Origin of the sequence: Pseudomonas sp. B21-009 (genome assembly GCF_024749345.1) — a bacterium.
Classification (GTDB): Bacteria; Pseudomonadota; Gammaproteobacteria; order Pseudomonadales; family Pseudomonadaceae; genus Aquipseudomonas.
Map to the genome: position 1 here is coordinate 5,867,309 of NZ_CP087199.1, position 22,359 is coordinate 5,889,667.

Here is a 22,359-nt window from a genome sequence, read left to right on the forward strand (position 1 = left end):
TCATCCTGGAGTACAACAATGAAAACCTATGATGTAGTAATCATTGGCGGCGGGCCTGGTGGGTACAACGCGGCTATTCGTGCCGGTCAACTGGGCTTGAGCGTGGCATGCGTGGAAGGTCGCTCGACCCTCGGCGGCACTTGCCTTAACGTCGGCTGCATGCCGTCCAAAGCCCTGCTACATGCCTCCGAGTTGTATGAGGCGGCGGTTGGCAGCGAGTTCGCCAACCTCGGCATCGAGGTCAAACCGACCCTCAACCTTGCGCAGATGATGAAGCAGAAGGATGAGAGCGTCAGCGGCCTGACCAAGGGTATCGAGTTCCTGTTCCGCAAGAACAAGGTCGACTGGATCAAGGGCTGGGGCAAGCTCGATGGAGTTGGTCGGGTCAAGGTGACCGACGACCAGGGCGCGGTAACTGAGCTGGAGGCCAAGGACGTCGTCATTGCCACCGGCTCCGAACCGACGCCGCTGCCTGGCGTGACCATCGACAACCAGCGCATCATCGACTCCACCGGCGCCCTGGCCCTGAGTGAAGTGCCCAAGCACCTGGTGGTAATCGGCGCCGGGGTCATCGGCCTGGAGCTGGGTTCGGTGTGGCGCCGGCTGGGCAGCCAGGTGACCGTGGTCGAGTACCTCGATCGCATCTGCCCCGGTACTGATGAAGAAGCGGCAAAAACCCTGCAACGCGCCCTGGCCAAGCAAGGCATGAAGTTCAAGCTCGGCAGCAAGGTCACCCAGGCCAGCGCTTCAGCGCAAGGGGTGAACCTGAGCCTGGAGCCTGCCGCAGGCGGCAGCGCCGAAACTCTCGAGGCCGACTACGTACTGGTTGCCATCGGCCGGCGCCCCTATACCCAGGGCCTTGGCCTGGAAAGCGTCGGCCTGGAAACCGACAAGCGCGGCATGCTCGCCAACCGGCACCACCGCACCAGCGTCCCGGGCGTGTGGGTAATTGGCGATGTCACCTGCGGAGCGATGCTCGCGCACAAGGCCGAGGACGAGGCTATCTCCTGCATCGAACAGATTGCCGGCAAGGCCCACGAGGTCAACTACAACCTGATTCCGGCGGTCATTTACACCCGTCCGGAACTGGCCAGCGTCGGCAAGACCGAAGAGCAGCTCAAGGCCGAAGGCCGCGAGTACAAGGTCGGCAAGTTCCCCTTCAGCGCCAACAGCCGGGCCAAGATCAACCACGAGACCGAAGGCTTCGCCAAGGTCCTCGCAGATGCCCGTACCGATGAAGTATTGGGCGTGCACCTGGTTGGCCCAAGCGTCAGTGAGATGATCGGTGAGTATTGCGTGGCCATGGAGTTCAGCGCCTCGGCTGAAGACATCGCCCTCACCTGCCACCCGCACCCGACGCGCTCCGAAGCACTGCGCCAGGCGGCGATGAACGTCGACGGCAAGGCGATGCAGGTCTGATCAGTCAGGCCGGTCGAACGGATGAAGCCGGCCTTCAAGGCTGAAGGCCGGCTTATCCACAATCAGGCCAGGGCAGCCTGTTGGTTTTCCACAGCCAGCAGGTCAAAACGCGAGGCCAGGAACGGGGTGATATCCAGCGGCAGGGTTTCCTGGTTCACGACCTTGTCGATCAGCACGCCAGTGATGGCCGAGGTAAGGATGCCGGTGCGAAAGTGTCCACAGGCATTCACGTAGCCACTGACTTCGCTGACCGGCCCCAGGATCGGCAGCTCGTCCGGCGAGCCCGGGCGCAAGCCGGCCCAGGTGCGCTTGAGGTTGATCTGCGCCAGCTCCGGCACGCAGCGCACCGCGCCCTGAACCAGGCCGTTGATCTCCGGGAAGGTGTTGCTGACGTCGAAGCCTTTGTCTTCGGTGGTGCTGCCGATCAGGATCTCACCGTTGTCCTTCTGCGCCATGTAGCAGTCGCTGGTGGTCAGGCAGCCTTGCAGCAGCTTGGGCATGCGCTCGGTGAGGATGATCTGGCCTTTGACCGGCTTGACCGGAATCCGCAGGCCCGTGGCCCACTCGCTCAAGTCTGCGGCCCAGGCGCCGGCGGCGTTGATCAGGGTATCGCAGTGAAAGGTGCCCTCTTCGGCGGTTTGCACGCCGCTGACCCGCGAACCCTGATGCAGCACACCCGTAATGTTGGTGTTGTGGAACAGGTCGACACCGTTCTGGCGCGCCGCCTCCATATAGGAATCGGCCAGGCGGAACGGGCTGACCTGGTGATCGCAGAGAAACTCCAGGGCACCATGGGCCTCATGGCTCACCGCAGGTTCGGCCTGGCGCAGGGCATCGCGGTCGAGCCAGCGCACCTGGTCGGCCAGGTGCGGGATCTGCGCAACGATGTGCTCGGCGTAGAGGCGGTCTTCATCGTCGTAGATCACGTACTTGAGGCCCGTGCGCTCGAACTTGAAGTCCATGCCGTGGCGCTCGATCAGCTCGCGGTGCAGCTGTGGATAAAGTGCGTTGGACTGCAAGGCAAAGTCGAAGAACGACTGCGGCAGGATGTGCGGCGTGCTCGAATCCACCGCCACTGCCGCGCCATGGGCTTCGCGCTTGTGCTTGGCCGACATCATGCGAAAGAAGATTACTCCGCAGCCCAGGCCCACGGACTCACCAATGGCCCACAGGCCACCGGCCGACGCGCGGGTGGCATTGCCCGGGCGCTTGGCATCGATCAGGGCGATCTTCAGGTTCTTGCGTTTGGACAGCTGGTAGGCGCAGGACGCACCGATCACACCGCCACCGGCGATGACCACATCATAGGTTCTGTTCATGCTTCAGGCTTCCGTGCCGAGTTGCTGGAATGCAGAGAATGGAATCGGGTCGATCGGGAAACGCGGCCGCAGCCAGCCGACATCGGCACGTCCGGTTGCTTCGCGCAGGCGATCGCTGCAATAGCCGACGCACATGCGCCCCTGGCAGTCGCCCATGCTCACCCGGGTGCGCATCTTCAACCCGGCCATGTCCTCGACGCCCTGCTCCAGGGCGCGATCGATGTCGCTGCGGGTGACATGCTCGCAACGACAGATCACCGTGTCCGCCTGCGGCAGCTCGATCTGCTTGGTGCCGCGGTGGGTGTAGCGCTCTACCCCGGCGCGAAAGCGTTTGATCGCTGCCAGCTGGCCGAGGTATTTCTCGCGCAGTTCGATCGCCTCTTCTGCGTTGAGTACCTCCTGCTGCAGCAGGATCGAAACAGCCGCGATGCGCCCGGTGAGCATTGCCGCCTCACCACCACGGATGCCGCCCATGTCACCGGCCAGGTGGATGTGCGGCTGGCTGCTTTGCTGCCAGACGTTGCTTTCCGGACGCAGGTAGCCGTCTTCGTTGAAGCCATGGTCCAGACCCAGTTGCTGGCTGAGCTGGGTGCGCGGGATAAAACCGTAGCCCACCGCCAGGGTTTGCGCCGGCTCGCGCTGGGCGCGGGAAAGGTCCGGCTGCCAATCTTCACCGTAGGGCGCCACGGTCACTTCAGCCAGCTCACCCTCACCCTTGGCTTCGACAATCCCCCAGCCGTAGTACATGGGGATGCCGTTGAGCTTCATGTAGCCAAGCATGCTCAGGCCATCGAGGAACAGCTGCGGCTTGTTCATCAGCGCCAGACTTTCACGGGCAATCTTGCTGAACGGGCAGGCTTCATAGACGCCGGCAACCTTCGCCCCGGCCGCGTGCAACTGGCAGGCCACCAACGGCAACAACGGCCCGGTGCCAGCGATCACGGTACTGCCCAGGGGTTTGACCACACCGCTTTTGATCTGCAACTGAAGCCCGCCGAGCAACATCACACCCGGCAAGGTCCAGCCGGCAAACGGGACGTTGCGCTCGTGGCAACCGGCCGACAGCAACAGATGGGAAAAATCGATTTCGTGCAGGGTTTCTTCGCCATCGAGTACCATCAGGCGCTGCTCGTCCCCACCGACTACACGGCTGTTCAGGCGCAGGTCGATGCGATCGGCGCAGGCGGCGAAGTCCTTGTGCAGTTTTTTCAGCGCCTTGCTATAGCGGGCACCCAGGTAGCCCAGGTCGACGCCGCTGCGCAGCGGTCCGCGAAACACCACGCCACCCGGGCGTGAGGCTTCATCAAACAACAGGCTCGAGACGCCGTGCCTGGCCAGCTCGATCGCCGCTGCCATACCTGCCGAACCACCACCGACAATAACTGGACGCAAGCTCATGGTGCCTCCTGCCCGGCAAAACGGTTGGTCCCGGTTTCGACCCGCATGCCCGGCTGTACCTCGGTTTGGCAGGCGCGGCGCTTGGGCCGGCCGTTGATCGACACCAGGCAGCAATGGCACACGCCCATGCCGCAGAAAGCGCCGGTCAATTGTTGGTGATCGTTAAGCGCCACCTGGCGCAGGCCCACGGCGTTAAGCACGCTGAGCACGGTTTCACCGGCAGCGACCGCCACCGCCTGGCCGTTGATTTCGATGGTCATGTCCGCCCGCGACAGGGGCTGGATATCTAGCTTTCGCTCCAGAGTCTGCATAGCTTTTCGTCCGTGAAAAAGAAACATGGACTGCGCACACTAAGCCAAGCGCGCGTCAGGACTATTGATCCAGGCCAGCTAATGGGTCTGCTTGCCGGACAAACCGACAAAACAGAGCAGATGGCCCGTGCTCATCCGGGCGATGCTTCTCAACGGGCGATTCTAGAAAAAAGTGCATTCAAATCGTTGGCCCGATTTGAATGCACAAGGGAGGAGCTCGTTATCTCTGTTCGAACCGCGATTAACTTCTGTAGCAGAGTATTCACGTGATCGTTCTGGAATACCGGAAGTGGCGCAGGTCAGTCTGTTTTTTTACTGGTGTTCGAAGTCGTTGGCGCAATTGGCTTCTTTTCGGTCTGACCTTTGTCCTGACCACGCTCCTCTTTGAATTTTTGGTGCCATCGCTCCAATGCCTCTGCACCATCTGATGCTTGGCTAAGCGGGCTGAGGAGCAAGAGAGCAAGCAGGATTGAGCTAACCAGTTTCATGAGGACCTCACTTTTTTGCTTTGAACGTGTCTGTACTGCCCCAACAACCAGGCCAAATCATCGAAGATCGCAGCGAAATGCATCGCCCCAAGCCGACGCAATGAATTTGCGGTTCGGTGTGATTGAAGGATCATCCGGGGGTAGCGTTGTGGGGAGCGAGCGAGGCGGCTCAATCCAGCGCCGATGAGCTGCGCGATCGGGTCTTGAGGGTCAAGCTGCTTCAGGTCGGCATGCACCCGCCGCAGTTCACGCGCTAGTTGCAGTGACAATCTGCCCAGGTACTCGTGTTGATGCTGGCTATCGAGTGTTGCTGGGGCCAGCGCAGCCAACGAGGCGAGCCGGTGCTGCTGGCGCACCTGCCATGAGTGATCACTACCGGCGGCACCCTGTCGAAGCAATACCAGGGTCTCGCGATGAAGGGCGTCAACTAGCCCATTGAAATTCCTGTCATTTCGTTTTGGCAGCAGCTGGTACGCAAGCAGACAAATACCCAAAGCGATGATCCATGAAACAGACTGATTCGCGAAGTCATTGAAGTCATAGGCGGGTACGAGAGTGGTAGATACCAGTGTGTTGAAGGCGATCAGAAAAGCTACCCCCTGGAAAGCGCGTGAAGGCAAGGTAGTCGCGTGAATGCCGAACGACCAGAAAAGGCTCAGGCTGACCAGCAGCAGTGGCAGACCATTGATCTGCGGCAGGATGAGGAACTTGCAAGCGAGCGCTGCGGGAATCGCATACAGCGTCCCCCGTAGAAAGCTTTCGGTGCCTTTTTCGGGGGTGGGCATTGCAGCGATCAGTGTGCAGTAGGGCCCCAGAACTGCCAGCAGGGTCGGGCCTTGGTCCCAACCACTTATGTACCAGACAGCAGCTGCCAGCAAAGTTGCCAGAAGGGCTCTGATCCCGTTACGCAGGCCGTCGGCGTAATGGCGATGAAAGCGAAATGGGCGATGAACATGAGCAGTTTCTTGCTCTAGGGAAGAAAAGCCTTCCAGGGCCAAAGCGAACTCTTCCAACTGCTCGTCCAAGCGCCTGAACGCAAGGAGGGTACGTTGCTCTGGATGACTCGCTTGGGCAGCCGAAGCTGTTTTGCTTGCTAGCTCGTCGCGAATGGTTCGAACCCGGACCTTGGCCTCTGCCAGGCTCAAAGAGTGTTCGCTTAATGCCCTGCTTACCGAAGCAAGCTGAAGGCCCGTTGCCGAAACTGCATTTGTTGATTCCAGTACTGACAAGTCGGCAGGCAACTCATGTTCCAGCAGTGCAGATTGCAGGTAAGCCGAGCCAGACCTGATAGCTTTCAAATTGTCACTGATGACCCAGGATTCACCTCGACCCAGGCCAAGGAGATCGTCCACCTTGTTGATCTCTGCCGCGAGGACAAGGCGTTTGCGATGCGCCTGCTCATCTGCAGGTTGTGCGTATTTCTCTGCAATCAACGCTGCAGCCTTGACGCACAAGCTGACCACGGTGTCGCGTATGCGAGCCTCGACTGTCTTGCGACTGAAAAGGACGGTAACCAGAGTCAGACTAATAGCCCCGACCACCACCGCAGTGGCACGGGAGACGATGTGTTCAAAGCTGATCTGAGGTTCGGTGATGGCTGGCCCTAACGCCAGGCAAACGGTGTAGCCGGCCACGACGGCGGTAGTTGCGAAGTAATGCCGAACTACCGACATAGCGGCTACACATAGCCCAAGCCATATCCCAACGCCCACTATCATGAGGATCATTTGCTGGGCGAAACACGCCACCAGAACGAATGCGGCTACGGCACCTACCAGCGTGCCGGCGATACGATGCAGACCTTTGCCAACCACAGCTCCCTGAACGGGATTGACCAGCAGGAGCACGGTAGAGGCCGCGGAGAATGGCGAGTCCAGATGCAGGTAGAGACCTACGCACAATGCCAGCGCTGCTGCCATGCAACTGCGCAAGACATACAGGCTTGTAGAAGATGTAAAGGGCAAGGGCAATGCGCCAAACCGTTTACCTATAGCTACGGCGCCCATTACAGAAACTCCTGGAGCCAATGAGTCAGACGCCGATGGTTTGGTGCACCAGCCTGGTCCACCTCAATACTTGCGGTCATGCCTGCTGCAAGCTCCACGCCCTCCGGGATGTGGTCAATTTCAATGCGCACCGGCAATCTCTGGGCCAGTCGAATCCAGCTGAACGTCGGGCTTACCTGAGGTAAACCGTTCTGCGCCCGCACTTCATTGGTATCGGAGACTCCCCGTCCTATGCTCGACACATGACCGGATAGCAGCGGCGAGAACCCCATGAGCTTGACCTTGGCATGGGCCCCAAGAGGAATATTTGTGAGTTTGGTTTCCTCGAAATAGCCGGTGACCCAGAAACTCTTGCTGTCGACAACGAACATGTTGGTGCCACCTGCAACGGCATAATCACCGGGTTGTAGACGCAGTTGGGTGACATAGCCATCTACGGGTGCAAAGATCTTGGTGCGTTGTAGTTCCAGTTGAGCCTGTGCCAACTGGGCCTGTGCAATGTTCAGCCGAGCGTTGGCGATTGCACGGGTGCGTACAGCGTTATCGATCTCTTCCTTGGGCACTACACCTACCAGCAGCTTCCGGCGGCGTAGCTCTTCGTTGCGCTGCTGGAACACCTCCTTGACCTCGGCCAGTTCGGCGGCTTTTTGATCGACTGCCAGGGCATAGCTTCGAGCATCGATGCTGTACATCAGTTCGCCCTTCTGCACCCACTGGTTATCACCGACCCAAACCCGCTCGATGCTGCCCGATACCTCGGGAGCGATCCGGATAACCTGAGCACTAATGCGGCCATCCCGGGTCCATGGTGCCAGTACATAAGCATTCCAAAGTGACAGGCCGAAATAGAGTGAAAAGGCACCAACAACCAGGGTGGCCAGGAACTTGAACAATCTCACTACGTGATTCATCGACGCCTCTTCAGAATTTGATGACCAGCAGAGAAAGCAAGGACACCGACAGGAAGAATCGGAGCAGGTTTGGATGCCACATCAGGTCCAACCAACGTCGCGCCATCCTTTCCAAAATGAGATAGAACACCGTTGCTACCAGCAGGTAGATGAACAGTGGCGGGAAGTACACGTTGGCAAAGGAGAACTCGCTGAGCATGGATCGCACCTGTTGCTGGCCAAGTCAGCGCATCGTAGAAAATGCAGCTTGAATCCGATATGGACTATCAAGACAATAAATAATCAAATTCAGACAGGGGTGGCACTGGGTGGCTACGACCGCTTTCCCTCTGGATCTTCATGATCCTGATTCACTTGCGCAGCCGGCTGTGGCCTTGCTGATCGAGTCTCAACAAAACGACACTGAGGTACCTGTCCACTACCACCGCAAGGGCCAACTGATCGTGGCATTGAAAGGGGGAAACGTATGCACCATCGAAGATGGCTTATGGATGGTGCCGCCAGGCTTTGGCGTATGGGTTCCAAGTGGAACGGTTCATAGCAACCGTGTAACGGCCAACGGCAAGATCTGCTTGCTGTTCATAGAGCCAGGCATCGCTCAGCTTCCGGAGCATTGCTGCACCCTGGCATTGAGCCCACTCATCCTGGAGTTGGTTTTGTATCTGGCAGGTGGCCCTAACGATTATCCTGCCGATGGCCAGATTGCGCGGCTTGCTGGGGTGCTACTTGAGCTCCTGGAACAAGCACCTGCTGAGCGGTTTTATCTACCGCTACCCAAGAGCCCGCAAGTGCGGCAGATTGCTAGCGCCTTGGCTGAGGCCCCTGCCAGTCGTGTGACAGTGGCCGAATGGGCGGACAGGGTTGCCATGAGTGAGCGGACCCTTGCGCGGCTGATCAAAAACGAGACGGGCCTTAGCTTCGGACATTGGCGTAAACAATGGCAGATAATCGTTGCTTTGCAGCACTTGGTCGAGGGCGCATCGGTGCAGAGTACCGCCGAAGCGTTGGGCTATGAGTCTGTCAGCTCGTTCATCAGCATGTTTCGCAAAACGCTTGGAAACTCACCAGCTCGCTATGTTCGTGAAGCGATCGTGAGTCAAAAACTGAGATAGCACATAGGCTAAAACATGGCCGGCAAGAGTCGAACCAGGGTTGCGGCAAGCGCAACAGGAGAGAGGAAGGGCACGTCGAAGAAGGGAGCCAGCGGCGGCTCCCTTCATCCGCGACAGTTTTAATTCTCTAGAACCATCCGGACATCACCGCAGCAATGGTTACTCGACAGTTACCGATTTCGCCAGGTTACGCGGCTGGTCGACGTCGGTGCCCTTGAGCACAGCGACGTAGTAAGACAGCAACTGCAGCGGAATGGTGTAGAGGATCGGCGCCAGGGCGTCGATGATGTGCGGCACGGCGATCACGTGGGTGCCTTCGCCATTGCTCATGCCAGCCTGCTCGTCGGCGAAGACGATCAGCTCGCCGCCGCGGGCACGGACTTCCTGCAGGTTGGACTTGAGCTTTTCCAGCAGCTCGTTGTTCGGCGCCACGGTGACTACTGGCATGTCGCTGTCGACCAGCGCCAGCGGGCCATGCTTGAGCTCGCCGGCCGGGTAGGCTTCGGCGTGGATGTAGGAGATCTCTTTGAGTTTGAGCGCACCTTCCATGGCTACCGGGAATTGCGCGCCGCGGCCCAGGAACAGAGTGTGGTGCTTGTCGGCGAACAGTTCGGCGGTCTTCTCGACGATCGCATCCATGGCCAGGGCTTCGCCCAGGCGAGTTGGCAGGCGACGCAGTTCTTCCACCAGCTCGGCCTCGACACCGGCGGCCAAGGTACCGCGCACCTGGCCCAGAGACAGGGTCAGCAGCATCAGCGAGACCAGCTGGGTGGTGAAGGCCTTGGTCGAGGCCACGCCGATTTCCGGGCCGGCCTGGGTCAGCAGGGTCAGGTCCGACTCGCGCACCAGCGAGCTGATGCCGACGTTGCAGATCGCCAGGCTGCCGAGGAAGCCCAGCTCCTTGGCGTTGCGCAGGGCGGCCAGGGTGTCGGCGGTTTCACCCGACTGCGAGATCGAGACGAACAGGGTGTCCGGCTGCACCACCACCTTGCGATAGCGGAACTCACTGGCGACTTCGACCTGGCAAGGGATACCGGCCAGGCTTTCCAGCCAGTAACGGGCAACCATGCCGGCGTGGTAGCTGGTGCCGCAGGCAACGATCTGTACATTGCGCACCTTGGCGAACAGCTCGGCAGCTTGCGGGCCGAAGGCCTGGACCATGACGTGGTCCTTGCCCAGGCGGCCTTCCAGGGTGCGTTGCACCACGGTTGGTTGCTCGTGGATTTCCTTGAGCATGAAGTGACGGTAGGCGCCCTTGTCGGCAGCTTCGGCACCTTCGTGGTACTGCACGGTCTCGCGCTGCACTGCAGTGCCGGCGACGTCCCAGATGGTGACCTGGTCGCGGCGAATTTCGGCGATGTCGCCCTCTTCCAGGTACATGAAGCGGTCGGTAACCTGGCGCAGGGCCAACTGGTCGGAAGCCAGGAAGTTCTCACCGTGGCCCAGGCCGATTACCAGCGGGCTACCGCTGCGAGCGGCCAGCAAACGGTCAGGCTGCTTGGCGCTGATCACGGCCAGGCCGTAGGCGCCATGCAGTTGCTTGACTGTAGCCTTGAGGGCATCGGCCAGGTCCGGCAAGGTTTTGAGGGTGTGCGCCAGCAAGTGAACGATCACCTCGGTGTCGGTCTCGGAGCTGAAGACGTAACCCAGGCCCTTGAGCTGTTCACGCAGTTCTTCGTGGTTCTCGATGATGCCGTTGTGCACCACTGCCAGTTCATGACCAGAGAAATGCGGGTGGGCATTGTGTTCGGTTGGCGCGCCGTGAGTCGCCCAACGGGTGTGGGCGATACCCAGGTTGCCAGCCAGCGGTTCGGCGGCAACGGCGGCTTCCAGCTCGCTGACCTTGCCGATACGGCGACGGCGCTCAAGGTTGCCCTGCTGGGTGAAGACGGCCAGACCTGCGCTGTCATAGCCGCGGTACTCGAGGCGCTTGAGGCCTTCGATCAGAATGGTTGTGATGTTACGTTCGGCGACGGCACCAACGATTCCACACATTATTCATGCTCCTGGGTGATAGCGGCGCAAATCACGTTGATGCCGCGGGCTTCAATCTGTACGCGTGCCTCATGGGGCAGGCGCTCATCGGTAATCAGGGTGTTGACGCTGCTCCAGGGCAGCTCAAGGTTGGGAATCTTGCGCCCGACCTTGTCGGACTCGACCATGACGATCACTTCCCGGGCGACTTCAGCCATCACCCGGCTCAGGCCCAGCAGTTCGTTGAACGTGGTGGTGCCGCGCGCCAGGTCAATGCCGTCGGCGCCAATGAACAGTTGGTCGAAGTCGTATGAGCGTAGTACCTGCTCGGCCACCTGGCCCTGGAACGATTCGGAATGCGGGTCCCAGGTACCGCCGGTCATCAACAGTACCGGCTCATGCTCCAGCTCGCTAAGGGCGCGGGCCACATTCAACGAGTTGGTCATGACCACCAGGCCCGGTTGATGACCCAGCTGCGGGATCATCGCGGCGGTGGTGCTGCCGCTGTCGATGATGATGCGGGCATGTTCGCGGATACGGCCTACGGCAGCCTTGGCGATCGCTTGTTTATAAAGCGAAACCGGCTGGCCCTGTTCGGTAAACAGTTCCTGCGGCAGGGTCACTGCCCCACCGTAGCGGCGCAACAGCAGGCCATTGGCTTCGAGGGCTGCGAGGTCCTTGCGAATGGTCACTTCGGAGGTTTCGAAACGCTTGGCCAAGGCGTCGACGCTCACCTCGCCCTGCTCATTGAGCAAAGCCAGGATGTTATGACGTCGTTGGGGGGTGTTACGTTTCGACATGGCGCGTTTAAGTTTCGATTCGAAAGATAATGATGCCAATCAAAACCTATAGTGGCTGATGCGTCAAGAACAGCGGAGAAAAAATCTTCCTGTGAATAACTTGCATAGCAGCAAAATTTTATCCACAGAACGAAAAAGGCCGACTTATGCACAATGCAGTCGGCCCTTTCTGTTAGCTGTGAGTAACTCAGCTCTTTTTGAGCTTCTCCGGCCGCTTCCAGCCATCGATGTTGCGCTGACGCGCACGACCGACTGCCAGCTGCGCCGCCTCGACGTTCTGAGTAATGGTCGAACCGGCGGCAGTGGTAGCGCCGTCGAGGATATCCACAGGCGCGACCAATGAGTTGTTCGAACCGATGAACACGTCTGCGCCAAGTACTGTCTTGAACTTGTTGGCGCCATCGTAGTTGCAGGTGATGGTACCGGCACCGATGTTGGTGCGTGCGCCGACCTCGGCATCGCCCAGATAAGTCAGGTGACCGGCCTTGGCGCCTTCACCGAGGTGGGCGTTCTTCAGTTCAACAAAGTTACCCACATGGGCGCGAGCGTCGAGCACGCTGCCAGGGCGCAGGCGGGCAAACGGGCCGGCATCGCTGCCCTCACCCATGATTGCGCCTTCCAGGTGGCTGTTGGCTTTGACCACCACGCCTTTGCGCAGGGTGCTGTTCTTGATCACGCAGTTCGGGCCGATGACCACGTCGTCTTCGATCACCACGCGGCCTTCAAGGATCACGTTGATATCGATGAGCACATCGCGACCAACGGTCACCTCACCGCGCACATCGAAGCGCGCCGGGTCACGCAGGGTCACACCCTGGGCCATCAGACTGCGGCCTGCGCGCAACTGGTAGTGACGCTCCAGCTCGGCAAGCTGACGACGGTCATTGGCGCCCTGCACTTCCATCGGGTCCAGCGGCTGCTCGGTCGCAACCACCAGACCATCGGCTACAGCCATGGCGATGACGTCAGTGAGGTAGTACTCGCCCTGGGCGTTGTTGTTCGACAGACGGCCCAGCCAGTCAGCCAGGCGCGCGCCCGGGACGGCGAGAATACCGGTGTTGCCTTCGTTGATGGCTTTCTGTGCGTCGCTGGCATCTTTGTGCTCGACGATCGCCGCCACCTGGCCCTGGCCATCACGGACGATGCGGCCATAGCCGGTCGGGTCATCCAGGGTCACGGTCAGCAGGCCGAGCTGCTGTGGGGTGACCTTGGCGAGCAGGCGCTTGAGGGTATCGACTTCGATCAGCGGAACATCGCCGTAGAGGATCAGCACGGTTTCGGCATTCAACGCCGGCAGCGCCTGGGCGACGGCGTGGCCGGTACCCAGTTGTTTGTCCTGGAGGACGAAGTTCAGGTCATCGGCGGCCAGGCGCTCACGTACCAGCTCCGCACCGTGCCCGATCACCACATGAATGCCCTGCGGCTGCAACTGGCGGGCGCTGTGGATAACATGGCCGAGCATGGAGTCGCCGGCGACCGGATGCAGTACCTTGGGCAGCGCCGAGCGCATGCGGGTACCTTGGCCGGCGGCGAGAATTACGATATCGAGAGACATTGACTGGCTACCAATCCTGGAAGGTCAGCGCTGTGACCAGAAGAAGAAATTCGGAAAAAGAAAAAGGGTAGCCGAGGCTACCCTTTAACTCAATCGCAATGGAAGTGATCGGCCAGGGCCAGATTACTTGCCTTTGCGCATTTGCTGGACGGTACGCAGCTGGGCTGCGGCCTCGGCCAGACGTGCGGCAGCGGCGCCGTAGTCGAACTCCGCGCCTTTTTCGTTCAGGGCGTTCTCGGCAGCCTTGAGGGCTTCCTGAGCCTGAGCTTCATCCAGGTCGCTGGCACGTTGCACGGTATCGGCAAGCACCTTGACCATGTTCGGCTGAACCTCGAGGAAACCACCAGAGATGTAGAACACCTCTTGGGCGCCACCCTGCTTGGTCAGCGTGATCGGACCTGGCTTCAGATTAGTGATCAGCGGGGCGTGGCCTGGAGCGATACCAAGATCACCCAGGTTGCCGTGCGCAATCACCATCTCGACCAGACCGGAGAAAATTTCCCCTTCCGCGCTGACGATATCGCAATGGACTGTCATAGCCATCTGCTTGCCTCAACCTGATTAGCGCCCCTTGCGGGGCGCCGGGATTACAGTTTCTTGGCTTTCTCGACGGCTTCTTCGATGCTGCCGACCATGTAGAACGCTTGTTCTGGCAGGTGGTCGTAGTCACCTTTGAGGATGCCGCTGAAGCCTGCAATGGTGTCTTTCAGGGAAACGTATTTGCCTGGAGAACCGGTGAAGACTTCGGCCACGAAGAACGGCTGGGACAGGAAGCGCTGGATCTTACGAGCGCGCGATACCAGCTGCTTGTCGGCTTCGGACAGTTCGTCCATACCGAGGATGGCGATGATGTCCTTCAGCTCTTTGTAGCGCTGCAGAACATACTGAACGCCACGAGCGGTGTCGTAGTGCTCGTTGCCGATCACGTTCGGGTCCAGCTGGCGCGAAGTCGAGTCCAGTGGATCGACCGCTGGGTAGATACCCAGGGAGGCGATGTCACGGGACAGTACGACGGTAGCGTCCAAGTGGGCGAAGGTGGTCGCTGGCGACGGGTCGGTCAGGTCGTCCGCAGGTACGTATACGGCCTGGATCGAGGTGATCGAACCTTCCTTGGTCGAAGTGATACGCTCTTGCAGAACGCCCATCTCTTCAGCCAGGGTCGGCTGGTAACCTACTGCCGAAGGCATACGGCCCAGCAGTGCGGATACTTCGGTACCGGCCAGGGTGTAACGATAGATGTTGTCGACGAACAGCAGAACGTCGTTACCTTCGTCACGGAACTTCTCAGCCATGGTCAGGCCGGTCAGCGCTACGCGCAGACGGTTTCCTGGTGGCTCGTTCATCTGACCGTAGACCAGTGCTACTTTGTCGAGAACGTTGGAGTCCTTCATCTCGTGGTAGAAGTCGTTACCCTCACGAGTACGCTCACCCACACCGGCGAACACGGAATAACCGCTGTGCTCGATGGCGATGTTACGGATCAGTTCCATCATGTTTACGGTTTTGCCTACACCGGCACCACCGAACAGACCGACTTTACCACCCTTGGCGAACGGGCAAACCAGGTCGATAACCTTGATGCCGGTTTCCAGCAGGTCGTTGCCGCCTGCCTGGTCAGCGAACGAAGGAGCGTCGCGGTGGATACCCCAGCGCTCTTCTTCACCGATCGGGCCAGCTTCGTCGATCGGGTTACCCAGTACGTCCATGATCCGGCCCAGGGTCGCTTTACCGACTGGTACGGAGATGGCTGCGCCGGTGTCTGTAACGTCCAGACCGCGCTTCAAGCCTTCGGTCGAGCCCATCGCAATGGTACGAACCACGCCGTCGCCCAGCTGCTGCTGAACTTCCAGGGTGGTTTCCGCGCCTACTACTTTCAGCGCGTTGTAAACACTCGGCACGGCGTCACGTGGGAATTCCACGTCGATGACGGCGCCGATGATTTGAACGATACGTCCGCTACTCATAGCTGGATCCTCTGAATATTTGAACCGTTAAACCGCGGCAGCGCCGCCGACGATTTCCGAGATCTCTTGGGTGATCGCAGCCTGACGCGCCTTGTTGTAGATCAGCTGCAATTCGCTGATCAGGTCACCGGCGTTGTCGGTGGCGTTCTTCATCGCGATCATCCGGGCAGCTTGTTCAGCTGCGTTGTTCTCGACCACCGCCTGGTAGACCTGCGACTCCACGTAACGCACCATCAGGCCGTCCAGCAGCTCTTTGGCGTCAGGTTCGTAGAGGTAGTCCCAGTGGTGCTTGAGTTCTTGATCCGGGGTTGCAACCAACGGAATCAACTGCTCGACCGTTGGGGTTTGCGTCATGGTATTGACGAACTTGTTCGATACCACGGACAGACGATCGATACGACCATCCAGGTAAGCGTCCAGCATGACCTTGACGCTGCCGATCAGATCATTGATCGACGGCTCTTCGCCCAGGTGGCTGATCGCTGCAACGACGTTACCGCCGAAGCTGCGGAAAAACGCCGCACCCTTGCTGCCAACCACGCAAAGATCGATCTCGATACCTTGCTCGCGGTTGACCGCCATGTCCTTGACCAGGGCCTTGAACAGGTTGGTGTTCAAGCCACCGCACAGACCACGGTCACTGCTCACGACGACATAACCGACGCGCTTTACTTCGCGTTCGATCATGAAGGGGTGGCGGTATTCCGGGTTGGCGTTGGCCAGATGACCGATAACCTGGCGGATACGCTCCGCGTAAGGACGGCTAGCAGCCATGCGCATTTGTGCCTTGCGCATTTTACTGACCGCCACTTTTTCCATGGCGCTGGTAATTTTTTGCGTGCTTTTGATGCTCGCAATCTTACTGCGAATCTCTTTTGCGCCTGCCATGTAACACCTATCAGGTTAGCAAGCGGGGGCCGCAAAGCCCCCGCTGCGGCTTACCAGGTTTGGGTGGCCTTGAACTTCTCGATACCGGCTTTGATGCCAGCGTCGATTTCGTCGTTGAAGTCACCCTTCACGTTGATCTTCGCCATCAGTTCGGCGTGATCACGGTTGAAGTAAGCGATCAGTGCTTGTTCGAAGCTACCGATCTTGGCGATTTCAACGTCGGTCAGGAACCCACGCTCAGCGGCATACAGCGACAGCGCCATGTCCGCGATGGACATTGGAGCGTATTGCTTCTGCTTCATCAGCTCGGTAACACGTTGACCGTGTTCGAGTTGCTTACGGGTGGCTTCGTCCAGGTCAGAAGCGAACTGGGCGAATGCCGCCAGTTCACGGTACTGAGCCAGAGCGGTACGGATACCACCGGAGAGCTTCTTGATGATCTTGGTCTGAGCGGCACCACCCACACGGGATACCGAAACACCGGCGTTCACTGCAGGGCGGATGCCCGAGTTGAACATGGCCGATTCCAGGAAGATCTGACCGTCGGTGATGGAAATCACGTTGGTCGGAACGAACGCGGAAACGTCGCCAGCCTGGGTTTCGATGATCGGCAGTGCGGTCAGGGAACCGGTCTTGCCAGTTACAGCACCGTTGGTGAACTTCTCGACGTACTCTTCGGAAACGCGCGATGCACGCTCCAGCAGACGGGAGTGGAGATAGAACACGTCACCTGGGTACGCTTCACGTCCTGGTGGACGGCGCAGCAGCAGGGAGATCTGACGGTAGGCAACGGCCTGCTTGGACAGGTCATCGTATACGATCAGCGCGTCTTCACCGCGGTCACGGAAGAACTCGCCCATGGTGCAACCGGCGTATGGCGCCAGGAATTGCAGTGCGGCGGATTCCGAAGCACTGGCAACCACCACGATGGTGTTGGCCAGGGCGCCGTTTTCTTCCAGCTTGCGAACGATGTTGGCAACGGTGGAACGCTTCTGGCCGACAGCAACATAAACACAGAAAATACCGGAGTCTTTCTGGTTGATGATGGCGTCGATCGCCATGGCGGTCTTACCGATCTGACGGTCACCGATGATCAGCTCGCGCTGGCCACGGCCGACCGGGATCATGGCGTCGACGGATTTGTAGCCAGTCTGTACAGGCTGGTCTACCGACTTACGCCAGATCACGCCCGGAGCAACTTTCTCGACCGCGTCGGTCTCGGTGTTGCCCAGAGGGCCTTTGCCGTCGATTGGGTTGCCCAGTGCGTCAACAACGCGACCCAGCAGTTCCTTACCAACTGGAACTTCGAGGATGCGGCCGGTGCACTTGGCGCTCATGCCTTCAGCGAGGGTGTCGTAGGCGCCCAGGATTACCGCACCAACGGAGTCTTGCTCCAGGTTGAGGGCCATACCGAACACGCCACCTGGAAACTCGATCATTTCGCCGTACATGACGTCGGCCAGACCGTGAATCCGCACGATACCGTCAGAAACGCTGACGACGGTACCCTCGTTGCGGGCTTGGGAGGTCACGTCGAGTTTCTCGATGCGACCCTTGATGATTTCACTAATTTCGGAAGGATTGAGTTGCTGCATTGCTCTGCTGCCCCTTCAAACTCAAGATTTCAATGCTTCGGCCAGTTTCGCGATTTTGCCGCGAACCGAGCCATCGATTACCAGGTCGCCGGCGCGGATCACGACACCACCGATAAGGGAGGCGTCCTCCGTCGCATGCAGGCGCACTTCCCGGCTGAGCCGTGCACTGAGAACCTTGGCGAGTTTGTCTTGCTGTTCTTGGTCCAACGCAAAAGCACTAGTGACTTCCACGTCCACGGATTTCTCTTGTTCAGCCTTGTACAGGTCGAACAAAGCCGAAATCTCCGGCAACAGCAGGAGACGGTCGTTTTCCGCGGCAACATGAATGAAATTCTGTGCCTGTGCATCGAACTTGTCACCGCACACGTCAATAAACGTGGCGGCCTTTTCTGCGCTCGTCAGTCGCGGGGCCTTGAGCAGGCGCTGCATCGTGTCGTCTTCCGACACTGCAGCAGCCAGGCCGAGCATGGCTGACCAATTGGCCAGTTGCTGATGGGCCTGGGCGTGCTCAAAGGCCGCCTTAGCGTAAGGTCGGGCCAACGTGGTCAGTTCTGCCATGATCGCCCTCGCTTAAATTTCAGCGGCCAGTTTATTAACCAGCTCCGCATGCGCGTTTTGATCGATTGTGGCGCCAAGGATCTTTTCAGCACCGCCGACAGCCAGCAGACCCACTTGGGCACGCAGGGCGTCTTTGACACCGTTAATTTCCTGTTCGATCTCGGCCTGAGCCTGAGCCTTCACACGGTCAGCTTCGACGCGGGCCTGATCACGGGCTTCCTCGACGATCTGAGCACCGCGCTTCTTGGCTTGCTCAATGATTTCGGCTGCCTGAGCTTTCGCTTCGCGCAGTTGCTGACCCGCTTTGTCTTGGGCCAACTCCAGGTCGCGAGCTGCTCGGTTGGCAGCGTCCAGTCCATCCGCGATCTTCTTCTGACGTTCTTGCAATGCCGCGATGACCGGAGGCCACACGAACTTCATGCAGAACAGCACAAAAATGAAGAACGCAACGGACTGACCAATCAGGGTTGCATTAATGTTCACGCCAACACCTCGCTCGTTCTTTGTCCATCACACCAAACCACTCGAGAATTCGAGTGATTAGCCGGCGATTTGACCAACGAAGGGATTAGCGAAGGTGAAGAACAGAGCGATACCAACACCGATCATGGTTACGGCGTCGAGCAGACCGGCAACGATGAACATTTTAACTTGCAGCATTGGAACCATCTCTGGCTGACGAGCAGCGCCTTCCAGGAACTTGCCGCCCAGCAGGCCGAAACCAATGGCGGTACCCAGAGCACCCAGGCCGATCAGCAGAGCAACAGCGATAGCGGTAAGACCAACTACAGTTTCCATCTTTCCTCCCGACTTTTACGTCGTATTGGTTAGGTTTTTTAGTTTGAAGCGGTAAAACAAAATCGTTTGGTACAGCTGCCCTTGCGGACTTTTTCGACCCTCCCCCGTGCTGGCGGAAGGGTCATCAGACACGCCAGGCGGTCTTAATGGTTATCTTCGTGAGCCATCGACAGGTAGACGATGGTAAGCATCATGAAGATGAACGCTTGCAGGGTGATGATCAGGATGTGGAACACAGCCCACGCCCACTGCAGCACCACGCCCAGGCCGCTGAGCCAGAGCAGGCCGCTGCCGAACATCACGGCAATCAGGATGAACACCAGTTCGCCGGCATACATGTTGCCGAACAGACGCAGGGCCAGCGAGATTGGCTTGGCAATCAGGGTGACGAATTCGAGCAGGAAGTTGACCGGAATCAGCAGGATCTGAACGAAGATGTTCTTGCTGCCGAACGGGTGCAGGGTCAGTTCGCCGAGGAAGCCGCCGATGCCCTTGACCTTGATGCTGTAGAAAATGATCAGGGCGAACACGCTGAAGGCCATGGCCAGGGTCGCGTTCGGGTCGGTGGTCGAAACGGCACGGAACGGAATGTGCGGATCACCGGAGATCAGGATGGCCAGCTGTGGAATCCAGTCGACCGGGATCAGGTCGACGGCGTTCATCAGGAAGACCCAGACGAAAATGGTCAGCGCCAGTGGGGCGATCACCGGGCTGCGGCCGTGGAAGCTGTCCTTGACGCTGCCGTCGACGAACTCAACCAGCACTTCTACGAAGTTCTGCAGGCCGCCAGGCTGGCCGGAAGTCGCCTTCTTGGCTGCCATGCGGAACAGGAATACGAACAGCAGACCCAGTGCGACCGACCAACCCAGGGTGTCCAGGTGGAAAGCCCAGAAGCCCATTGCCTTGGCTTCTGCTGCGGAATGGGCAAAGCCCCAACCGCCGTCTGGTAGTTGACCGAAGGTCAGGTTCTGCAAGTGGTGCTGGATATAGCCCGAAGCGGTTTCTGCTGCCATGGTTGCCTCAAACGCCCTAAGGTCTCGAAAGTCTTATATTCATCAGCAGGGGCGCGAACCAGCTGACCAACTGGGTCAGCAGAAAGACACCGAAGACTGCTAACGGCGCCAATGGCTTCACTCCTGCAAACGTCAGTGCAAAAAGCACTGCCGTCAAAATCAATTTGCCTGCCTCGCCAGCGTAGAACGACTTGACGATGGCCTGCGCTGCCCTGGCTCCGGTATACCGAAAAGCCTTCCAGGCGAAATACACATTCGGCAGCCAGGCAATCAGCCCTCCGCAGAGTGCCGAATATCCACTGACCGCCCCGTGCCACTGCCACAACGCCAAAGTTGCCAGCAGAAACACGACACATTGAGCCAACAGTACCGGAAAAACCGCCCAGCGATGGAAAGGCAAGCGGTTTGGCGTGCGGGTTTCCATCACAACTGCTCCTCGAAAGTCGACCAACCAGTCAGCTATGACTTGGCATAATTTGTGCCGACAAAATGCGCGCAGAGTATAGGGGCGGATTAACCCCTATTCAACTGCCGGGTAGTGATTTCCGACTGCGCGCTACAAAAGGAATTGTTTCAGCGGATGTGAGCAAGGACACCTTGCAACTCATCTAGTGAGTTGTAACGAATAACTAACTGGCCCTTGCCCTTGTTGCCGTGGCGAATCTGTACGGCCGAGCCCAGACGCTCTGCCAGACGCTGTTCAAGGCGGGTGATGTCCGGGTCCGGCTTGGCAGGTTCTGCAGCCTCAGGCTTGCCGTTGAGCCACTGGCGAACCAGTGCTTCGGTCTGGCGTACGGTCAGGCCGCGTGCGACAACGTGACGCGCCCCGTCGACCTGCTGTTCATCCGGCAATCCGAGCAATGCCCGGGCGTGACCCATCTCCAGATCGCCGTGGGACAGCATGGTCTTGATCACTTCCGGCAACGAGATCAGGCGCAGCAAGTTGGCCACGGTGACCCGCGACTTGCCCACGGCATCGGCGACCTGTTGCTGGGTCAGCTGGAACTCCTGCTGCAGGCGCTGCAGGGCAATGGCCTCTTCCACCGGGTTGAGGTCTTCGCGCTGGATGTTCTCGATCAGGGCCATGGCGATGGCCGCTTCATCGGGCACATCGCGGACCATGGCCGGGATGGTGTCCATGCCGGCCTGCTGGCTCGCGCGCCAGCGGCGTTCACCGGCGATGATCTCGAATTTGTTGTCGGCGATCGGGCGCACCACGATCGGCTGCATCACGCCCTGGCTCTTGATCGAGTGGGCGAGTTCTTCCAGTGCCTGCGGGTCCATGTCCCGGCGCGGCTGGTACTTGCCGCGCTGGATCAGGTCGAGCGGCAGGTGTTGCAGTTCCTTTTGGTCGACCTGGACAGCCTGCTCTTCGAGCGCGCTGACGGTCGGACCACTGAGCAGTGCATCCAACCCACGTCCGAGACCCCGTTTCTTAACGGCCATGCGGATTCCTTAAGTTGTCTGTGCAGTGCGGGTTTGACGACGTTGGCGACGAACCAGTTCCCCGGCCAGGGCCAGGTACGCCAGGGCGCCACGCGATTGCTTGTCGTAGGCCAGGGCCGGCATGCCGAAGCTCGGGGCCTCGGCCAGGCGGATGTTGCGTGGAATCACGGTGTCGTACAGCTGGTCGCCGAAGTGTTCCTTGAGCTGCGCGGACACATCGTTGATCAGGCTCAGGCGCGGGTCGTACATGGTCCGCAGCAGGCCTTCGACCTTGAGCTGCGGGTTCAGACGCTCACCGATCCGCTTGATGTTATCCACAAGGTCGCTCAAGCCTTCCAGGGCAAAGTATTCACATTGCATCGGAATGATCACGCCATCGGCGGCGACCAGGGCGTTGAGGGTCAGCATCGACAGCGACGGCGGGCAGTCGATCAGGATGTAGTCGTAATTCTCGCGGATCGGCGCCAGCGCGGTGCGCAGGCGGCTCTCCTTCATCTGCATTTCCAGCAGAACCACTTCGGCAGCGGTCAGGTCGCGGTTGGCCGGCAGCAGTTGATAGCCGCCGTGCTCGGAGAAGTGCATGGCCTGGGCCAGGTCGCATTCGCCGATCAACAGGTCATAGACCGAATGTTCCAGGACGTGTTTATCCACACCGCTACCCATGGTGGCGTTGCCCTGTGGATCGAGATCGATCAGCAGCACGCGGCGCTTGGTTGCCACCAGCGATGCTGCGAGATTGATACAGGTGGTGGTTTTGCCCACACCACCTTTCTGGTTCGCGATAGCGAATACCTTAGCCATTCT

General features: G+C 59.3%; 23 protein-coding genes. 2 read left to right on the forward strand and 21 right to left on the reverse strand.

The genetic code is table 11. The features are described from left to right. Window positions 1-18 precede the first annotated feature (18 nt). Window positions 19-1,419: a dihydrolipoyl dehydrogenase gene (gene lpdA, locus LOY34_RS27210; protein ID WP_195885345.1), complete on the forward strand. Its 1,401-nt coding sequence runs from the start codon at window positions 19-21 to the stop codon at window positions 1,417-1,419. Window positions 1,420-1,481: 62 nt separating this feature from the next. On the opposite strand, the gene hcnC is transcribed toward lpdA, so the two are convergent. The 7 genes from hcnC to LOY34_RS27245 all read right to left on the reverse strand — a co-directional run bounded on the left by hcnC (window position 1,482) and on the right by LOY34_RS27245 (window position 8,051). Beyond that, the gene (hcnC, locus tag LOY34_RS27215) at window positions 1,482-2,738 is read right to left on the reverse strand and encodes a cyanide-forming glycine dehydrogenase subunit HcnC (protein ID WP_093377819.1); all 1,257 of its coding nucleotides are present in this window, start codon (window positions 2,736-2,738) and stop codon (window positions 1,482-1,484) included. A gap of 3 nt (window positions 2,739-2,741) precedes the next feature. After that, window positions 2,742-4,136: a cyanide-forming glycine dehydrogenase subunit HcnB gene (gene hcnB, locus LOY34_RS27220; protein WP_195885346.1), complete on the reverse strand. Its 1,395-nt coding sequence runs from the start codon at window positions 4,134-4,136 to the stop codon at window positions 2,742-2,744. Beyond that, window positions 4,133-4,447, reverse strand: coding sequence for a cyanide-forming glycine dehydrogenase subunit HcnA (gene hcnA, locus LOY34_RS27225; protein WP_258664129.1), 315 nt, complete (start codon window positions 4,445-4,447; stop codon window positions 4,133-4,135). Before hcnA ends, hcnB begins: the two co-directional genes overlap by 4 nt. A 299-nt stretch (window positions 4,448-4,746) precedes the next feature. Next, window positions 4,747-4,935, reverse strand: a complete 189-nt coding sequence (locus tag LOY34_RS27230; protein ID WP_195885347.1) for a hypothetical protein — start codon at window positions 4,933-4,935, stop codon at window positions 4,747-4,749. Beyond that, a complete protein-coding gene (locus LOY34_RS27235; RefSeq protein ID WP_195885348.1) occupies window positions 4,932-6,941 on the reverse strand; it encodes an FUSC family protein in 2,010 nt (669 codons plus the stop codon). The genes LOY34_RS27230 and LOY34_RS27235 overlap by 4 nt, the downstream gene beginning before the upstream one ends. Further along, the gene (locus tag LOY34_RS27240) at window positions 6,941-7,852 is read right to left on the reverse strand and encodes an HlyD family secretion protein (protein ID WP_195885349.1); all 912 of its coding nucleotides are present in this window, start codon (window positions 7,850-7,852) and stop codon (window positions 6,941-6,943) included. The genes LOY34_RS27235 and LOY34_RS27240 overlap by 1 nt, the downstream gene beginning before the upstream one ends. Before the next feature lie 10 nt (window positions 7,853-7,862). Continuing rightward, window positions 7,863-8,051 carry a DUF1656 domain-containing protein gene (locus LOY34_RS27245; protein ID WP_195885350.1) on the reverse strand — a complete coding sequence of 63 codons (189 nt, stop codon included), beginning with the start codon at window positions 8,049-8,051 and terminating at the stop codon, window positions 7,863-7,865. Between the two features lie 109 nt (window positions 8,052-8,160). On the opposite strand from LOY34_RS27245, the gene LOY34_RS27250 reads away from it, so the two are divergent. Continuing rightward, window positions 8,161-8,964: a helix-turn-helix domain-containing protein gene (locus LOY34_RS27250; RefSeq protein WP_195885351.1), complete on the forward strand. Its 804-nt coding sequence runs from the start codon at window positions 8,161-8,163 to the stop codon at window positions 8,962-8,964. A gap of 159 nt (window positions 8,965-9,123) precedes the next feature. Here LOY34_RS27250 and glmS read toward each other — a convergent pair whose 3' ends face one another. From glmS to LOY34_RS27320, 14 genes are all read right to left on the reverse strand, one after another. Then, window positions 9,124-10,959: a glutamine--fructose-6-phosphate transaminase (isomerizing) gene (glmS, locus tag LOY34_RS27255; RefSeq protein WP_093377784.1), complete on the reverse strand. Its 1,836-nt coding sequence runs from the start codon at window positions 10,957-10,959 to the stop codon at window positions 9,124-9,126. Then, a complete protein-coding gene (locus LOY34_RS27260; RefSeq protein WP_045199419.1) occupies window positions 10,959-11,738 on the reverse strand; it encodes a DeoR/GlpR family DNA-binding transcription regulator in 780 nt (259 codons plus the stop codon). The genes glmS and LOY34_RS27260 overlap by 1 nt, the downstream gene beginning before the upstream one ends. 187 nt (window positions 11,739-11,925) lie before the next feature. Beyond that, window positions 11,926-13,293, reverse strand: coding sequence for a bifunctional UDP-N-acetylglucosamine diphosphorylase/glucosamine-1-phosphate N-acetyltransferase GlmU (gene glmU, locus LOY34_RS27265; protein WP_195885352.1), 1,368 nt, complete (start codon window positions 13,291-13,293; stop codon window positions 11,926-11,928). Between the two features lie 123 nt (window positions 13,294-13,416). Continuing rightward, a complete protein-coding gene (locus tag LOY34_RS27270; protein ID WP_195885353.1) occupies window positions 13,417-13,836 on the reverse strand; it encodes a F0F1 ATP synthase subunit epsilon in 420 nt (139 codons plus the stop codon). 44 nt (window positions 13,837-13,880) lie between these two features. Then, the gene (atpD, locus tag LOY34_RS27275) at window positions 13,881-15,257 is read right to left on the reverse strand and encodes a F0F1 ATP synthase subunit beta (protein ID WP_045199413.1); all 1,377 of its coding nucleotides are present in this window, start codon (window positions 15,255-15,257) and stop codon (window positions 13,881-13,883) included. 27 nt (window positions 15,258-15,284) lie between these two features. Beyond that, a complete protein-coding gene (gene atpG, locus LOY34_RS27280; RefSeq protein ID WP_045199412.1) occupies window positions 15,285-16,145 on the reverse strand; it encodes a F0F1 ATP synthase subunit gamma in 861 nt (286 codons plus the stop codon). A gap of 50 nt (window positions 16,146-16,195) precedes the next feature. After that, a complete protein-coding gene (gene atpA, locus LOY34_RS27285; protein ID WP_010222735.1) occupies window positions 16,196-17,740 on the reverse strand; it encodes a F0F1 ATP synthase subunit alpha in 1,545 nt (514 codons plus the stop codon). 21 nt (window positions 17,741-17,761) lie between these two features. Further along, window positions 17,762-18,298: a F0F1 ATP synthase subunit delta gene (locus tag LOY34_RS27290; protein WP_045199409.1), complete on the reverse strand. Its 537-nt coding sequence runs from the start codon at window positions 18,296-18,298 to the stop codon at window positions 17,762-17,764. Between the two features lie 12 nt (window positions 18,299-18,310). Continuing rightward, window positions 18,311-18,781 carry a F0F1 ATP synthase subunit B gene (locus LOY34_RS27295; RefSeq protein WP_010222733.1) on the reverse strand — a complete coding sequence of 157 codons (471 nt, stop codon included), beginning with the start codon at window positions 18,779-18,781 and terminating at the stop codon, window positions 18,311-18,313. A gap of 57 nt (window positions 18,782-18,838) precedes the next feature. After that, window positions 18,839-19,096, reverse strand: a complete 258-nt coding sequence (gene atpE / locus LOY34_RS27300; protein ID WP_003097235.1) for a F0F1 ATP synthase subunit C — start codon at window positions 19,094-19,096, stop codon at window positions 18,839-18,841. A gap of 143 nt (window positions 19,097-19,239) precedes the next feature. Further along, window positions 19,240-20,109 carry a F0F1 ATP synthase subunit A gene (gene atpB, locus LOY34_RS27305; protein ID WP_045199403.1) on the reverse strand — a complete coding sequence of 290 codons (870 nt, stop codon included), beginning with the start codon at window positions 20,107-20,109 and terminating at the stop codon, window positions 19,240-19,242. 16 nt (window positions 20,110-20,125) lie between these two features. After that, window positions 20,126-20,533 carry a F0F1 ATP synthase subunit I gene (locus LOY34_RS27310; RefSeq protein ID WP_010222722.1) on the reverse strand — a complete coding sequence of 136 codons (408 nt, stop codon included), beginning with the start codon at window positions 20,531-20,533 and terminating at the stop codon, window positions 20,126-20,128. Between the two features lie 149 nt (window positions 20,534-20,682). After that, entirely contained in the window at window positions 20,683-21,555 is an 873-nt protein-coding gene (locus LOY34_RS27315; RefSeq protein ID WP_045199401.1) for a ParB/RepB/Spo0J family partition protein, read from the reverse strand. A gap of 9 nt (window positions 21,556-21,564) precedes the next feature. Beyond that, window positions 21,565-22,356, reverse strand: a complete 792-nt coding sequence (locus LOY34_RS27320) for a ParA family protein (protein WP_010222720.1) — start codon at window positions 22,354-22,356, stop codon at window positions 21,565-21,567. Window positions 22,357-22,359 lie beyond the last annotated feature (3 nt).

Excerpts from the sequence above, each read along its gene's own strand:
- atpE (WP_003097235.1), bottom strand. The coding sequence starts at position 19,096 with ATGGAAACTGTAGTTGGTCTTACCGCTATCGCTGTTGCTCTGCTGATC.
- atpB (WP_045199403.1), bottom strand. The coding sequence starts at position 20,109 with ATGGCAGCAGAAACCGCTTCGGGCTATATCCAGCACCACTTGCAGAAC.
- LOY34_RS27240 (WP_195885349.1), bottom strand. The coding sequence starts at position 7,852 with ATGAATCACGTAGTGAGATTGTTCAAGTTCCTGGCCACCCTGGTTGTT.
- LOY34_RS27245 (WP_195885350.1), bottom strand. The coding sequence starts at position 8,051 with ATGCTCAGCGAGTTCTCCTTTGCCAACGTGTACTTCCCGCCACTGTTC.
- LOY34_RS27230 (WP_195885347.1), bottom strand. The coding sequence starts at position 4,935 with ATGAAACTGGTTAGCTCAATCCTGCTTGCTCTCTTGCTCCTCAGCCCG.
- atpD (WP_045199413.1), bottom strand. The coding sequence starts at position 15,257 with ATGAGTAGCGGACGTATCGTTCAAATCATCGGCGCCGTCATCGACGTG.
- hcnC (WP_093377819.1), bottom strand. The coding sequence starts at position 2,738 with ATGAACAGAACCTATGATGTGGTCATCGCCGGTGGCGGTGTGATCGGT.
- atpG (WP_045199412.1), bottom strand. The coding sequence starts at position 16,145 with ATGGCAGGCGCAAAAGAGATTCGCAGTAAGATTGCGAGCATCAAAAGC.
- LOY34_RS27290 (WP_045199409.1), bottom strand. The coding sequence starts at position 18,298 with ATGGCAGAACTGACCACGTTGGCCCGACCTTACGCTAAGGCGGCCTTT.
- glmS (WP_093377784.1), bottom strand. The coding sequence starts at position 10,959 with ATGTGTGGAATCGTTGGTGCCGTCGCCGAACGTAACATCACAACCATT.
- LOY34_RS27260 (WP_045199419.1), bottom strand. The coding sequence starts at position 11,738 with ATGTCGAAACGTAACACCCCCCAACGACGTCATAACATCCTGGCTTTG.
- lpdA (WP_195885345.1), top strand. The coding sequence starts at position 19 with ATGAAAACCTATGATGTAGTAATCATTGGCGGCGGGCCTGGTGGGTAC.
- LOY34_RS27310 (WP_010222722.1), bottom strand. The coding sequence starts at position 20,533 with ATGGAAACCCGCACGCCAAACCGCTTGCCTTTCCATCGCTGGGCGGTT.
- LOY34_RS27320 (WP_010222720.1), bottom strand. The coding sequence starts at position 22,356 with ATGGCTAAGGTATTCGCTATCGCGAACCAGAAAGGTGGTGTGGGCAAA.
- LOY34_RS27235 (WP_195885348.1), bottom strand. The coding sequence starts at position 6,941 with ATGGGCGCCGTAGCTATAGGTAAACGGTTTGGCGCATTGCCCTTGCCC.
- hcnB (WP_195885346.1), bottom strand. The coding sequence starts at position 4,136 with ATGAGCTTGCGTCCAGTTATTGTCGGTGGTGGTTCGGCAGGTATGGCA.
- hcnA (WP_258664129.1), bottom strand. The coding sequence starts at position 4,447 with ATGCAGACTCTGGAGCGAAAGCTAGATATCCAGCCCCTGTCGCGGGCG.
- glmU (WP_195885352.1), bottom strand. The coding sequence starts at position 13,293 with ATGTCTCTCGATATCGTAATTCTCGCCGCCGGCCAAGGTACCCGCATG.
- LOY34_RS27270 (WP_195885353.1), bottom strand. The coding sequence starts at position 13,836 with ATGGCTATGACAGTCCATTGCGATATCGTCAGCGCGGAAGGGGAAATT.
- LOY34_RS27315 (WP_045199401.1), bottom strand. The coding sequence starts at position 21,555 with ATGGCCGTTAAGAAACGGGGTCTCGGACGTGGGTTGGATGCACTGCTC.
- atpA (WP_010222735.1), bottom strand. The coding sequence starts at position 17,740 with ATGCAGCAACTCAATCCTTCCGAAATTAGTGAAATCATCAAGGGTCGC.